The sequence below is a fragment of the Solwaraspora sp. WMMD792 genome (genome assembly GCF_029626105.1).
GTDB lineage: Bacteria > Actinomycetota > Actinomycetes > Mycobacteriales > Micromonosporaceae > Micromonospora_E.
This window is the reverse complement of sequence record NZ_JARUBH010000009.1, coordinates 6,543,552-6,556,884: the sequence shown is the minus strand read 5'-3', so window position 1 is coordinate 6,556,884 and position 13,333 is coordinate 6,543,552. Positions and strand designations below refer to the sequence as shown.

The window sequence follows — 13,333 nt, the reverse complement described above, 5'->3', positions numbered from 1 at the left end:
CGCTCATCCCGCGCTCCCCAGGGCGGCGGCGGCCGCGGTCGCCAACCCGATCAGCAGTACGCCGGCGAGGACCATGGTGACCGCCCGGGGCAGCGGGGCGGCGTGCCGGCGGCGCAGCCAGTCGCCCAGCCCGGTCACCGCCCGGCCGGTGCCGGTGACCGCGCCGTCCACGCCGGATTCGTCGCCGACCCGGGCCGCGGCGGCGAGCGCCGCCACCGGGCGGACCACGACGGCCCGCTGCACCGCGTCGAGCCAGAACGCCGCCGCGAACGCCGGCCGCAGCGGGCCGAGCACCCGCGCCGGGTCGGCGGCCGGGTCACGTCGGTGCAGCCACACCGCCGCGCCGACGCCGACGGCCAGCAGCAGCACCGGCAGCACCAGGTCGGGGCCGAAGTGGACCAGTCCGCCCGGCGGGGAGCCGAGCCAGCCGGTGAAGGTGGGGCTGAACGCGGCCAGGCCGAGCAGCCCGGCCGGCACGGCCAGCGCCAGCACCGGCCAGCGCATCAGCGCCGGTGGGTCGTGCGGGTGGGTGTCGGCGGGCACCCGGGACGGCCCGAGGAAGGTGCGCAGCAGCAGCCGGGTGGCGTACCAGGCGGTGACCGCAACCCCGACGAGACCGGCGGTCCAGACCAGCCAGCCCAGCCACGCCGGCACCGGCCCGTCGCCCGGGTGGCGGGCGGCTTCGGCGGCCGCGTACAGCACGCTCTCCTTGCTCCAGAAGCCGGCCAGCGGCGGCAGCCCGGCGAGCGCGCCGAGCCCGACGGCGGTGGCGGCGAAGGTGACCGGCATCGGCCGGCGCAGCCCGCCCATCGCCGACATCAGGTTGCTGCCGACGGCGTGGATCACGCAGCCGGCGGCGAGGAACAGCAGCGCCTTGAACGCGGCGTGGGTGAGCAGGTGGAACAGGGCGGCCGGTGGTGAGCCGACGGCCAACGCGCCGGTCATGTAGCCCAGCTGGGACACGGTCGACCAGGCCAGTACCCGCTTGATGTCGTCGGCGGCGGTGGCCGCGAACGCGCCGAGCAGCAGGGTGACGACGCCGAGCACGCCGAGCAGTATCAGCGCGGCCGGGGCGGCGACGAAGACCGGGTAGAGCCGGGTCACCACGTACACCCCGGCGGCGACCATGGTGGCGGCGTGGATGAGCGCGGAGATCGGCGTCGGGCCGGCCATCGCGTCGGGCAGCCAGGTGTGCAGCGGGAACTGGGCGCTCTTGCCGGCCACTCCGGCGAGCAGCAGCAGCGCCGCAGTGGTGACCGTGGCCGGCGGGTAGTCGTGGGCGAGCACCTCGGCGATCCGGAAGCTGCCGGCGCCGATGCCGAGGACCGCGATGCCGAGCAGGAATCCGACGTCGCCGACCCGGGTGACCAGGAACGCCTTCATGGCCGCCGCCGGTGCCTCGGGCAGCCGCCGGTCGTGTGCGATCAGCAGGTACGAGCAGGCGCCCATCACCTCCCAGCCGACCAGCAGCATGATCAGGTCACCGGCGACGACGACCAGCAGCATCGCGGCGGTGAACAGGCTGACCTGGGCGGCGTACGCCGGGTAGCGGTCGTCGTCGGCGAGGTAGGCGACGGAGTACAGCTGTACGGCGAGCGCGACCGCGCCGACCGCGACGGCGACCAGGGCGGCGGGGCCGTCCAGCCGTACGCCGAAGGTGACCGCCAGCCCGCCGACGTCGACCCACGGCCGGGACTGCTCGACGTTCGGTGCCCCGCTGGCCAGCAGCGCGACGGCGGTGACCAGCGCGGCGGCGGCGCCGCCGATGCCGAGCCCGGCGGCGACCCGCCGTCGGGTGGCGGACAGCGGGTCGGGCCGCAGGCTGACCAGCAGGCCGGCCAGCGCGGCCGCGAACGGTACGGCGGGCAGCAGGTGGCCCAGGGTCGCCCCGGTCACCGGGTCACCTCCTGCCGCTCGGCGACGCTGTCGACCTGCACGGCAGCGTCGTCGGCCGGCGGGTCTGCGTCGAGCGGCCCGTCCGCATCGTCGCCGAGCGGCACGTCGTCGACGATGACGCTGGCCCGCAGCCGGTACAGGTGCAGCACGATGGCCAGCCCGACACCCACCTCGGCGGCGGCGATCACGATGATGAACAGGGCGAACGTCTGCCCGGTGTACGGCAACGCAGCGCGCACCGTGGTGTCGGCGGTGACCAGGATCAGGTTGACGGCGTTGAGCATCAGCTCGACCGACATCAGCAGCAGGACGGCGTTGCGGCGGCGCAGCACGCCGTACAGGCCGAGCCCGAACAGCGCGGCGGCGACGAGGTACGGGATGACCGGGCGCATCAGCCGCGCCCGCCCGGCTCAGTCCACTCAGGCTGCCCGGCCTGCTCGGGCCGCTCAGCCGGCTCGGGCTGCGCGCCGACGTCGGGGCGGGACAGCACGATCGCGCCGATCAGCGCGGACAGCAGCAGCACCGACAGCACCTCGAACGGCAATACCCAGCTGCCGAAGACGGCCGTGCCGAGCCGGTCGGCGGTGCCGGCGTCCGGCAGGTCGACGCGCGACCAGCGGTACGCGTCGACGAACAGTGCGGCCAGCCCCAGCCCGGCCCCGCCGCCGATCAGCGCGGCCGGCCAGCCGGGCCGGTCCAGGTCGGTGGCGGCACCGATCGGGGCGCGGGTGAGCATCACCGCGAACAGCAGCAGCACCACGACCGCGCCGACGTAGATCAGCACCTGCACCCAGGCGACCAGTTCGGCGGTGAGCACCAGGTACAGGCCGGCGACGGCACCGAGGCAGCCGACCAGGTACAGCCCGGCGCGGACGATGTGCCGGGTGGTCACCACCAGAGCGGCTGCGCCGACGGCGACCGCGCCGAGGGCGAGCAGCAGCATGTCCGTACCGGTCACGCGGTCGCCCCGCGGGCGGGCCGACCGGGCGCGGCGGCCTTGCGGACGGCGGCGGTCTCCTCTTTGGCCGGTTCGCCGTTCGGGTCGTGCGCCGGCGGCGGCGGTACGCTCGCCATCCACTCGCCGAGGTGTTCCTTGTCGTGCAGCAGGTTCCGGATGTCGTACTCGGCGTACTCGAACTCGGGCGACCAGTAGAGCGCGTCGAACGGGCAGACCTCGACGCAGATGCCGCAGTACATGCAGAGCGAGAAGTCGATGTCGAACCGGTCGAGGACGTTGCGCTGCCGGGCCCGTGCCGCCCCCGGCACCTGCACCTCCTCCTTGTGCGAGTCGATGTAGATGCACCAGTCGGGGCATTCGCGGGCGCAGAGCATGCAGACCGTGCAGTTCTCGGCCAGCAGCGCGATGACCCCACGGGAGCGGGGCGGCAGGTCGGGGGCGACGTCCGGGTACTGCTGGGTGTGGGCCGGGGAGACCATCGTCTTGAAGGTCGTCGCCAGGCCTTTCAGCAGCCCTTCGCCGTGCCCGCCACGGTGCCCGCTCTCGCTGTGCCCGGCACCACCGTGTCCGGTGCCGCTGTGTCCGGTGTCGTGCTCCTCGCCGCTCATGCCGGTCGTCCGCCGCGTCGGTCCATGCGCCTCATCCTGCCGAATCCGTGCCGGGCACGCGAGCACCTGATCTCCGTTGCCTTCGATCTCCGCTGTCTCCGGTCTCCGTCGCCGATTGCCACGCTGTCACCAGCGGCCGAGGCAGGCGTACCCGGGATCCGATTCGACGGCCGGCGGCTGCGGGTCCGGGCCGGCGGTCAGGTCGACCAGCACCCAGGCCGCGGTGGACGTCGACCAGCGGTCGGCGGGGAAGTCACGGATCTCCACGACGGTGCCGAGCTCGGCGAGCTCGGCGGCGACCCGGGTCGGGTAGTCGGCCGGCTCGCCGCTGAGGTTGCGGCCGTGCACGTACCAGACCCGGTCGGCGTCACCGAGCCATTCGCCGAACGCCTGCGGGTCGCATTTGTCGTGATCGGACGGGTACAGCCGGACGGTACGCGGTGCCAGGTCGTGCTGCGGCCCGTACCAGACCACCATCCGGTAGCTGAACCAGTAGAAGAGAACGACGTCGCCGGGTCGGGCCCGGGCGGCCACGTCGGCGAGCGCGGCGGGGCCGGCGTCCTTCATCCGTGGGTCGGCCACCTGCCGGTACGCCGCGACGGCCGCCGGGTGGGCGATCACCGGCAGCACGGCGGCGGCCAGCAGCAACGCCAGGGACGCCACCACCACCCGACCGGCCCGCCGCACCCCGGTACCGGCGCGCGAGGTCAGACCGGTGCCGGCGTGCAGAGCCAGCCGTACGCCGCCGTCGAGGCCGGCGACGACCAGGATCACCGTCGGGGCGATCAGCCAGGTCGCCACCCGGTCGGCGAGCGGCAGGCCCCGGGCCGCCGCGGCGGCCACCGCCACCAGCAGGGTCCCGCCGAGCATCGCCGCCCACAGCGACCGGCGCCGCCAGCTCAGCACGGCGACGCCGGCCACGACCAGCAGCAGGACCAGCAACGGTTGACGCCAGTCCAGGGTCACCGTGACGAAGCTGGACCACATCCGGGGCAGCCAGGCGAGGATCTCCACCGGCCCGGAGCCGGCCGGCGGGGTGCCGTCGGCGAAATAGTCGGACTGGCCGGGCATGAACGGGAACCGGCGGCGGCGGTGGATCAGGTAGCCGGCGAAGGCGACCGCCGGCGCGGAGCCGGCGAGCAGGACCGCTGCGTCGGTCCAGCGGCGACGCAGCGCGAGCAGCAGAGTCATGCCGGCGACGGCACCGGCGAGGGCCAGCACCGCGGTCAGGCTGACGAAGACGGCGACGCCGGTGGCCGCCGCCCAGCCGACCGGGATCAGCCAACGGGACCGGCCCTGGCGGGAGCCGACCGACGCCAGGTACCGGTCGCCGAGCAGCAGTACCGCCAGGGCGATCGCCGATTCGACGGCGTACTGCTTGAGCTCGCCGACGTAGGTCAGGATCATCGGCGCGGCGGCGATCAGCACGGTCGCGGCGACCGCCGCCCACCGCCCGACCACCCGGTGGGTGATGATCGCGGTCAGCGCCAGGACGGCCAGCATGCCGGCCAGCGACGGCAGCCGCAGCACCCGTTCGCCGTCGCCGAACGCCAACCACAGGGTCTTTTCCAGCCACAGCCAGCCGACCGGGGCGACCTGCTGGAACTCCATCCCCCGGGTCAGTTCGAGGAAGGTGCGGCGCAGGTTGATGGCGATGGCGGTCTCGTCGTTCCACAGCCAGTTGCCGGCGGCCCAGACCGCGATCTGCCCGGCGGCGCCAGCGGCCAGGGTCACGGCGAGGGCGGTCCGGGCCAGCCAGCGCCGCCGGTCCCGGTCCAGCCAGCGCCGCCGGTCGACCGGCGGCTGGCGTAGCCGGTCCCCCGGCGCCCCAGCGGTGCCGGCCGGCGGCGACTCGTCGGGCTGGTCGGGCCCGTCAGGTCGGTCGGCCCGGCCGTCCGCACGCTCCTGGGTGTGCGTGGCGCTGGTCATCAGATGGTCACCTTCACCCCTGCGGTGAGCACCAGCTGCGCCAGGGCGAGCGGCACCAGCACCAGCCAGCACAACCGTTGCAGCTGGTCTTCGCGCAGCCGGGGGAACGACACCCGCAGCCAGATGATCACGAACGCGACGGCGAAGACCTTCAGCAGCGTCCACAGCCAGCCGAGCTGTTCGACACCGAACGGCCCCTGCCAGCCGCCGAGGAACAGCACGGTGGTCAGCGCGGCGATGACGACGATGCCGGCGTACTCGGCGAGCAGGAAGAACGCGAACCGCAGCCCGGTGTACTCGGTCAGGTAGCCGAAGACCAGCTCGGAGTCGGCGATCGGCATGTCGAACGGTGGGCGGCGGATCTCGGCCATGCCGGCGAGGAAGAACACCACCAGGGCGGGTGCCTGCCAGAGCAGCCACCAGGGACGCCACGCTTCGACGATGCCGGACAGCGACAGGGTGCCGGCGGCCATCGCGACGCTGGCGGCGGCGAGCACCAGCGGCAGTTCGTAGGCGAGCAGCTGGGCGGCGCCGCGCAGCCCGCCGAGCAGGCTGTACTTGTTGGCCGACGCCCAGGCGGCCATCAGCACGGCGACGACGCCGACGCCCATCACGGCCAGGACGAAGAACAGGCCGACGTCGAGCGGCTGGCCGACGAGGTCGCCCGGCCCGAGGGGGATGACGAGCAGGACCAGCAGGTACGGCACGAGGGCGATCGCCGGGGCGAGCCGGAACACCGGCCGGTCGGCGGCGCGCGGGGTGATGTCCTCCTTCTGCACGAACTTGACGCCGTCGGCGATGAGTTGCGCCCAGCCGTGGAAGCCACCGGCGTACATCGGGCCGAGCCGGCCCTGCATGTGCGCCATCGCCTTGTGTTCCATCTGCCCGACGAGCAGCGGCAGGGTGAGGAACGCGACGACGACGGCACCGACCCGGATCGTCAACTCCAGCCAGAGTGGCATCAGGGCGTACCCCCGTCGGGTCGGCCACCGTCGGGGCCGGGCCTGCCGGCCGCGTCGGGGTCGGCGTCGGGCGCGGACCTGGCGGCCTGCGGACCCCATTCGGTCGGCAGCGGTACGCCCGGTGGCCGCATCGGGGCCCGTCGGGATCCGGCTCCGCCGCCGGCCGGTTCGCCGGGCTCCTTCGCGCCCGGCCACGGCTTGGCGACCCGGGCGGCGAGGACGAACTCCTTGCGCAGCGGGTGGCCTTCGAACTCGGGGGGCAGCAGCAGCGGGGTGAGTGCGGGGTGGCCGACGAAGTGGACGCCGAACATCTCGTGGGTTTCCCGTTCGTGCCAGTCTGCGCCGGGGAACACGTCGACCACGGACAGCAGCTCGGGGCGTTCGCGCGGCACCCGGGTGCGCAGCAGCAGTCCGTGCCGGTGCCGGGTGGACCACAGGTGGGCGACGATCGCGAAGCCGTCGTCGAGCTCGTCGACGGCGGAGAGCCAGTCGAAGAAGTCGCAGGCCAGGTCGGCGTCGTCGCGGGCGGCGGCGAGCGCGGCCGGCCAGCTGTCGGCGGGTACGTCGACGGTGGCCCGGGCGTACCGGTCGCCGCCGCCGGAGACCGTGGCGGTGACCTGCGCGGCCTCCGACACAGCCTCCGACGCCTCCGTCGGCTGGTCGAGCAGGCTGACCAGGTGCGCGCCGATCTCCTCGGGGGTCATGGGTCTGATCCTAAGGGCGCGGGTGGTACGCAGGTGGGCCCGACATTGCGCGTGTAGGTACTGACCTGCGGGGAAACATCCTGGTCATGCGTGCGCTGACTGTCACCCCGGGCAAGGCCGATTCGCTGCGGCTCGTCGACGACGCGCCGGAGCCGTCACCCGACGAGGGTGAGGTGCTGGTCGAGGCGGTCGCGGTCGGCATCTGCGGCACCGACGGGGAGATCCTCGGCGGTGAGTACGGCGAGCCGCCGCCGGGCCGGGACACGCTGGTCCTCGGCCACGAGTCGCTGGGCCGGGTGGTCGAGGACCCGAGTGGGACGGCCCGGCCGGGTGACCTGGTCGCCGGGATCGTCCGGCGGCCGGACCCGGTGCCGTGCCGGTACTGTGCCGCCGGCGAGTGGGACATGTGCACCAACGGGCGGTACACCGAGTGCGGGATCAAGGGGATCGACGGGTTCGCCCGGCAGCGGTGGCGGGTGCCGGCCGAGTACGCCGTACCGCTGCGGCCGGAGCTGGGGCTGGCCGGGGTGCTGCTGGAGCCGACCAGCGTGGTCGCGAAGGCCTGGGACCACGTCGACAAGATCGGCGCACGTGGCTTCTGGGCACCGCAGCGGGTGCTGGTCACCGGGGCCGGACCGATCGGGCTGCTGGCGGCGCTGCTGAGTGTGCAGCGCGGCCTGGAGACGCATGTGCTGGCCCGGGGCACGTCCGGGCCGAAGCCGGAGCTGGCCCGTCGGCTGGGGGCGACGTACCACGCGGTGCCGGTGGAGGAGCTGGACTTCGACCCGGACGTCATCATCGAGTGCACCGGCGCGCCGCCGGTGGTCCGTGAGGTGTTCGGCAAACTTGCGCCGAACGGCATCGGCTGCCTGACCGGGATCAACGCCAAGGCCCACCACATCGAGCTGGACCTCAACGAGCTGAACCGCTGCCTGGTGTTGAAGAACAACGTCCTGTTCGGCACGGTCAACGCCAACCGGCGGCACTGGCGGCAGGCCGCCGAGGCGCTGGCCCGCGCCGACCACGACTGGCTGATGGGCCTGATCACCCACCGGTACGGCCTGGACGACTTCCAGCGGGCGTACGCCGAGGAGGAAGGCATCAAAACGGTCATCGAGTTCTGACCGGTCCACCCGGCGGGCCGGCGGGCCGGCGGGCCGTCGCTCCGGGCCGAGGACGGGCTGTCAGGCCCAGGGCAGGTCGGCGTTGGTCAGCTCCCGGTCGGCCGATCCCGGCGGGTACGACGACCGGTGGACCCGGGCCGGGAAGCGCCGCCAGGCTCCGGCCCCGGTGGCCGGGTCGACCGCGGCGAGGTGCCGTTCGCCGCCGACGTACAGCATGCCGTCGGCGACGGTCAGCGCGTCGATCCGGCCGACCGGCAGCCTCCGCCACCAGCTCACCTCGCGGCGGTCCCGGTGGAACGCGACCAGCAGCCCGTGGATGCCGCCGACGTGCAGCAGGTCGTCCGAGACGGCGATGCTCAGCGCCGGTACGCCGACCCGCCAGACGCGCTGCACCTCACCGGTGTCCCGGTCCATCAGGTGGACGTCGCCGTTGCGGCTCGGTACGTGGATCTCCTGCTCGGCCAGCACCGGCCGGTCCACCTGCTCACCGGCGAACGCCGCCGCCCCGGTCGGCGCGGCGAACGGGAACAGCCCGGACTGGACCGGCAGCCCCAACTTCGGCCGGATCTGCGTCGACCAGGCCGTGTCGCCGGTGTCGCGGCGGAGCACGATGAACCACCCCTTACCGTCGCCGACGCAGACCAGGTCACCGCCGACGGTCAGCGTGGCACCCCAGCCGCCGTCGACCTGGACGCCCCAGACCTCGGTGCCGGTGGACCGGTCGAAGGCCATGATCAGGTACCCGCCGTCGAGCGCCGTGTTCGGTCGGCTGAACCGGGCGATCGCGTACACGTGGTCGTCGTCGACCGCCGGCTGGTCGAAGCTGGCCTGCCACGGTCCGGTCGCCGTCGGCGGCGGCACCGTCCAGTGCACCTGTCCGTCGGCCGGGTCGAGGCAGGTCAGACTGTCGCGGTCGGTGACGACGACGGCTGAGTCGTCGGCGGCGAGCCCGGTGACGGTGGTGCCGACGAGCGGGTACGTCCACCGTTGGGCGCCGTCGGCGCCGTCGGCGCCGGCCAGCCCGAGCACCGCGTCCGCCCAGCCGGACCCGCCGAGGGAGGCGGTGACGGCCAAGGTGTCACCGGCGAGCACCGGCGGCAGCGGCGGAAAGTACGGGTTGGGCTTCGGCTCGCCCCGCCGGGCCCGCCACCGGGGCCGGCCGCTGCCGGCATCGAGGGTGTGGACGTGCCCGTCCTCGCCGACGACGTGGACGAGACCACCGGCCACCAGTGGGGCGCTCAGCAACTCTGTCGATTCGAACCGCCAACCGGGTCGGGCCACCATCCGACGGTAGCCCGGTCACGCCACCGTCTGTCGCCAGTAGCCGGTGTGGGCGGTGCAGAAGTCGCGCAGGCTGGTCGGTGCCCGGCCGGTGACGTCGGCGACCGTACTGGTGGTCCGGTTTTCGGCTCCGGCGGCGATGGCAGCGTCCATGCCGGCCAGCAGGGCGGCGAAGCCGTCCGGGATGCCGAAGCTGGCGAGCCGGTGGCGCATGGTGTCGACGTCGACGGTACGGTGCCGGACCGGTCGGCCGCAGACCTCGCTGATCATGGTCGCGACCTCGGCGTAGCTGTGGGTCTGCGGGCCGGTGAGCAGATGTTCGGCGTTGTGCGGCACGGGGTCGGTCAGGGCCCGGACGGCGACGGCGGCGATGTCGGCGGCGTCGATGAAGCCGACCCGGCCGTCGCCGGTGGCGGTGACGATCTCGCCGTCGTGCAGGATGCTGTGCGCGTGCGGGTGCGCGCCGACGAAGTTCTGCATGAACCAGGACGGGCGCAGCACCGTCCACTCCGGGAACCGGTCGGCGACGGTGGCGGGCAGTTGGCCGGGGCCGGGGTCGCCGGTGCGGATCGCCGACGAGCTGAGCAGCACGATCCGGCGTACGCCGGCGTCCTGAGCCAGGTCGAGGAAAGCGCCGACCTGGCCGACCGGGTCGGCGCTGGCCGGCGGCGGCATCAGGTAGACGGCGTGTACGCCGTCGACGGCAGGCTGGTGGGTGGCCGGGTCGTGCCAGTCGAAGGGGACGTGGCTGGTGGCGGCGGCCGGGTCGGTGGGGCGGTGCCGGCTGGCGGCCCGCACCGGGTGGCCGGCTGCGGCGAGGGTGGCGATGATGTGCCGGCCGATGTTGCCGGTCGCCCCGGTGACCAGGACGGTCCGCTGGTCAGACATCGGAGCCCACCGCGCTCTCGGTCGGGTCGGGCGCGGCTGCGGTCGGGTCGGGGGCGGCCGAGGCCAGGTCGGGGGCAGCCAGCGGGTTCCAGTAGTCGCGGTAGTGGGCGATCCGGCCGTCCCGCACGGTCACCACGACGACGTACGACATCCGGTACGGCTGCCCGGTGGGCACGACGGTGCCGGTGGCGGTGAGTTCGGCGATCACTACTTCGGGGTCGACGCTCTGGTGCACGGTCACGTTGGGGAACTCGGCGATGTCGATCAGCTTCGGGTAGTCGATCAGGTAGCCGGTGACGGCGGCGATGCCGTCGAGGCGGCGTGGGTAGCCGGGTGGGGCGAACGGGAACTCGGCCACCGCGTCGTCGTGCCAGTGCGCGAGGAAGCCGGGCATGTCCTTGGCGAGCAGGTGGTCAAGGCAGCGGTGCAGCAGTTGGGCGGCGGGGCTGACGGTAGGGCTGGGCGCTTCGGTCACGGTGCCTCCTCTAGGATACGGACCGGCGGTCCGGATCAACTATACGGACCGTCGGTCCGGATATTCGAGGCGGGGGCGAGAGGACGGTCAACCGTGCCGGCAGCAGCACGTAAGGAACGGGTCGACGCCGCCCGCAACCGGGAGACCGTGCTGGCCGCCGCCGGCCGGCTGCTCGACGCCGCCGACGACCCGGACGAGGTCACCATGGACGCCATCGCCCAGGCGGCCGGCGTCGGCAAGGGCACCCTGTTCCGTGGCTTCGGCGACCGCACCGGCCTGCTACAGGCCCTCGCCGCCCAGCGTGGCACCGCCCTGCAGGCCGCCCTGCACGATCCTGGACAGGGAGCCGACCGGGACCCGACTGCCCAGGTCATCGCGATCTTCGACGCGATCCTCGACTACAAACACGCCAACCGGGCACTGGCGCTGGCGTTGGAGAGCGCCGGCCGGGGCAGCCCGTACCTCAACCCGGCGTACGGCGACCTGCACCGCCACCTGACCGGCATCATCACCGGCGTACGCGGCCCGGAGCACGCCGACTTCCTGGCGCACGCCCTGCTTGCCGCCGTCCGCAGCGACCTGCTGCACCAGCTGCGCGACGAACCACCGGAGCAGATCCGGGCGGGCGTCGTCGCCCTGATCCGCGCCGTCCTAGCTGATCCGGCTCAGGCGGGCTTGAACAGATTCCCGTAGCCGTACGGCGGGGTCAGGACGAGCCAGTCGCCTTGAAAACCGAACCGGAACTGGCTGCCGACCTGAGCACCCTGGCCGTCGCTGGCGGCCACTTCCGCGATCGCGGAGTTGCGGGTGGCGAGGATGATCTTCAGCTGGACGGTGGACATCCGCACCGGGTCGGACCACCGGTCAACCAGGTACGTCGCCTCGGCGCTGCCGTCCGGGCGCACTTCGAGCAGGCCGTCCTCCTGGCTGCGCCACGCCCCGACGAAGGCGGTGACGTCCGGCGGCTCCGCCGAAGGCGGCGGCTCCTGCATCAGGTCCGGGAACAGTGGCTGCAGCTCCTGCGGGTCCAGGTCGAAGTAGACGAGGTCGGCGGGGCGGAACCGGCCGTCCCATCCGGTGGAGAGCGCCCGGGTGTGCCAGCTCGCCCCGATCGCGGCGAACAGCACCGCCTGGCGTGGGCGGTCGGCGTGCGCGGCGTCGGTGAACTGGACGTGGGCGTACCCGTCCCGGCAGTTGACCGACGTGACGTCCGGCTCCTCGATCAGCGTCGGGGCCAGGCCGGCGAAGAGTTGCTCGGTGCACGGCGGCGGGGTCGTCCGTACCGCCATGGCGGGGTCGGCGCCGGTTGCCGGCGGCACCGTCACCATCGGCTCCCGGTCGGTGGCGACCGGAATCTGCCGCTGCGCGTCCTGTACGACGAGTCGGCGACTACGGTCGAGGATGATCTGCGTCTCCGGGTCGATCTGCCGGATCCACTCGGCACCCCGGAGGCTGTCCAGGCGCTCCCACCGGCCGTCGGTCAGCCGCCACAGGGTCACCGGCCTGGCCCGCCGGTGGTCGGGGTTGCCCCGGTCCAGCCGGTCGGTCCGGCAGAAGAACGGCCGGACCAGGGCGTACAGCTCGCCGTCGGCTCCCCACCACAGGTCGGTGACGCGCGTCCCGTCGTCGGGGCCGTGCTCGATGGCGAAACCCGGGGTCCTGGTCAACTGCCCGGACGCGGGGTCGAGCAGCGACACGCCAGCGGACATGCAGGAGTGAAACTCGCCCTCCTCGACCGGCTGGATGACCGGAGCGTCGAACGCGAGCACCGTGGCACCGTCGACCGTGCCGGTTGCGGCGTCGAACGGGGCGCTGTCGTCATCGGCGGCCACCGTACGCACCGTTCCGTCGCGGCCGATCAGCTGCAGGTTGCCGATCCCCCGGCTCGGTGCGACGAGGACGACATCCGGCACGGCGGCGATCACCCGGTATCCGTGGTCCGGATCGGGGGTCGGCGGCAGGCCCCGTACCGGGGTGGTGCTCGGTGGTTCCTCCGGGGTGGCCAGGTCCAAAATTTGCAGGTCTGCCTGTTGGTTCCGTTGGTCCAGGTAGGCCACGCTGCTGCCGCCGGCGGCGACCGGGGTGCCCTCGTTGGGGCAGTCCGGGCAGTCGACGGTGTGCTGTCCACCGGTGGCGACGTCCACCACCAGGATCCGGTGCCGCTCGCGATCCTCGCTGCTGGAGATGGCGTACGCGTAGGCGGCGTCCGCTGTGAACCTGGGTCGGCCCAGCGACCAGCCGTCCCCGGCCGGCATGGTCACGGCCGGGCTGCTGCCGCGCATCAGGGTCAGCGATTCGCCGTCGGACATGGCGAACAGCCCGCTGCCGACCGGCTGCCGCCCTGCCCCGTCGGGGTCGGAGCCGGCCGGGCCGAATCTGGTCCAGACGACATGGGCGGTCCCGCCCACGATGGCGGCGAGCACGACCGACGCCGCGACGAGGCGTACGGTGCCTCGCCGGCCGGCCCGGCTCACCGGTCCGCCTCCGGAGTCGACCCCGCGTCCCAGC

The 13,333-nt window shown here is 73.5% G+C and carries 13 protein-coding genes; 2 read left to right on the top strand and 11 right to left on the bottom strand.

Annotation, left to right across the window (positions count from 1 at the left end):
• Positions 1 to 3: 3 nt before the first annotated feature.
• From O7629_RS30490 to O7629_RS30460, 7 genes are all read right to left on the bottom strand, one after another.
• Entirely contained in the window at positions 4 to 1,896 is a 1,893-nt protein-coding gene (locus O7629_RS30490) for an NADH-quinone oxidoreductase subunit L (RefSeq protein WP_278173645.1), read from the bottom strand.
• A complete protein-coding gene (gene nuoK, locus O7629_RS30485; RefSeq protein WP_278173644.1) occupies positions 1,893 to 2,288 on the bottom strand; it encodes an NADH-quinone oxidoreductase subunit NuoK in 396 nt (131 codons plus the stop codon). The genes O7629_RS30490 and nuoK overlap by 4 nt, the downstream gene beginning before the upstream one ends.
• A complete protein-coding gene (locus tag O7629_RS30480) occupies positions 2,288 to 2,854 on the bottom strand; it encodes an NADH-quinone oxidoreductase subunit J (RefSeq protein WP_278173642.1) in 567 nt (188 codons plus the stop codon). The genes nuoK and O7629_RS30480 overlap by 1 nt, the downstream gene beginning before the upstream one ends.
• A complete protein-coding gene (locus tag O7629_RS30475) occupies positions 2,851 to 3,462 on the bottom strand; it encodes an NADH-quinone oxidoreductase subunit I (RefSeq protein ID WP_278173641.1) in 612 nt (203 codons plus the stop codon). Before O7629_RS30475 ends, O7629_RS30480 begins: the two co-directional genes overlap by 4 nt.
• A 126-nt stretch (positions 3,463 to 3,588) precedes the next feature.
• On the bottom strand, positions 3,589 to 5,391 hold the full coding sequence (locus tag O7629_RS30470) for a hypothetical protein (protein WP_278173638.1): 1,803 nt from the start codon (positions 5,389 to 5,391) through the stop codon (positions 3,589 to 3,591).
• Positions 5,391 to 6,353 carry an NADH-quinone oxidoreductase subunit NuoH gene (nuoH, locus tag O7629_RS30465; protein WP_278173636.1) on the bottom strand — a complete coding sequence of 321 codons (963 nt, stop codon included), beginning with the start codon at positions 6,351 to 6,353 and terminating at the stop codon, positions 5,391 to 5,393. The genes O7629_RS30470 and nuoH overlap by 1 nt, the downstream gene beginning before the upstream one ends.
• On the bottom strand, positions 6,353 to 7,057 hold the full coding sequence (locus tag O7629_RS30460; RefSeq protein WP_278173634.1) for an NADH-quinone oxidoreductase subunit C: 705 nt from the start codon (positions 7,055 to 7,057) through the stop codon (positions 6,353 to 6,355). Before O7629_RS30460 ends, nuoH begins: the two co-directional genes overlap by 1 nt.
• Positions 7,058 to 7,143: 86 nt before the next feature.
• Here O7629_RS30460 and O7629_RS30455 point away from each other — a divergent pair, with 86 nt between their 5' ends.
• On the top strand, positions 7,144 to 8,181 hold the full coding sequence (locus O7629_RS30455) for a glucose 1-dehydrogenase (protein ID WP_278173633.1): 1,038 nt from the start codon (positions 7,144 to 7,146) through the stop codon (positions 8,179 to 8,181).
• A 60-nt stretch (positions 8,182 to 8,241) separates the two neighbouring features.
• On the opposite strand, the gene O7629_RS30450 is transcribed toward O7629_RS30455, so the two are convergent.
• Genes O7629_RS30450 through O7629_RS30440 form a run of 3 tightly spaced genes read right to left on the bottom strand, consistent with a single transcriptional unit; the run spans position 8,242 to position 10,825 of the window.
• Complete coding sequence (locus tag O7629_RS30450; protein WP_278173631.1) at positions 8,242 to 9,462, bottom strand: PQQ-binding-like beta-propeller repeat protein; 1,221 nt, start codon at positions 9,460 to 9,462, stop codon at positions 8,242 to 8,244.
• Between the two features lie 18 nt (positions 9,463 to 9,480).
• Complete coding sequence (locus O7629_RS30445) at positions 9,481 to 10,350, bottom strand: NAD(P)H-binding protein (RefSeq protein WP_278173630.1); 870 nt, start codon at positions 10,348 to 10,350, stop codon at positions 9,481 to 9,483.
• Entirely contained in the window at positions 10,343 to 10,825 is a 483-nt protein-coding gene (locus tag O7629_RS30440) for a nuclear transport factor 2 family protein (RefSeq protein WP_278173629.1), read from the bottom strand. Before O7629_RS30440 ends, O7629_RS30445 begins: the two co-directional genes overlap by 8 nt.
• 93 nt (positions 10,826 to 10,918) lie before the next feature.
• Between O7629_RS30440 and O7629_RS30435 the strand changes: the two genes are divergently transcribed.
• Positions 10,919 to 11,518, top strand: coding sequence for a TetR/AcrR family transcriptional regulator (locus O7629_RS30435; protein ID WP_278173627.1), 600 nt, complete (start codon positions 10,919 to 10,921; stop codon positions 11,516 to 11,518).
• Here O7629_RS30435 and O7629_RS30430 read toward each other — a convergent pair.
• A complete protein-coding gene (locus O7629_RS30430) occupies positions 11,491 to 13,299 on the bottom strand; it encodes a hypothetical protein (RefSeq protein WP_278173625.1) in 1,809 nt (602 codons plus the stop codon). The genes O7629_RS30435 and O7629_RS30430 overlap by 28 nt on opposite strands.
• Positions 13,300 to 13,333 lie beyond the last annotated feature (34 nt).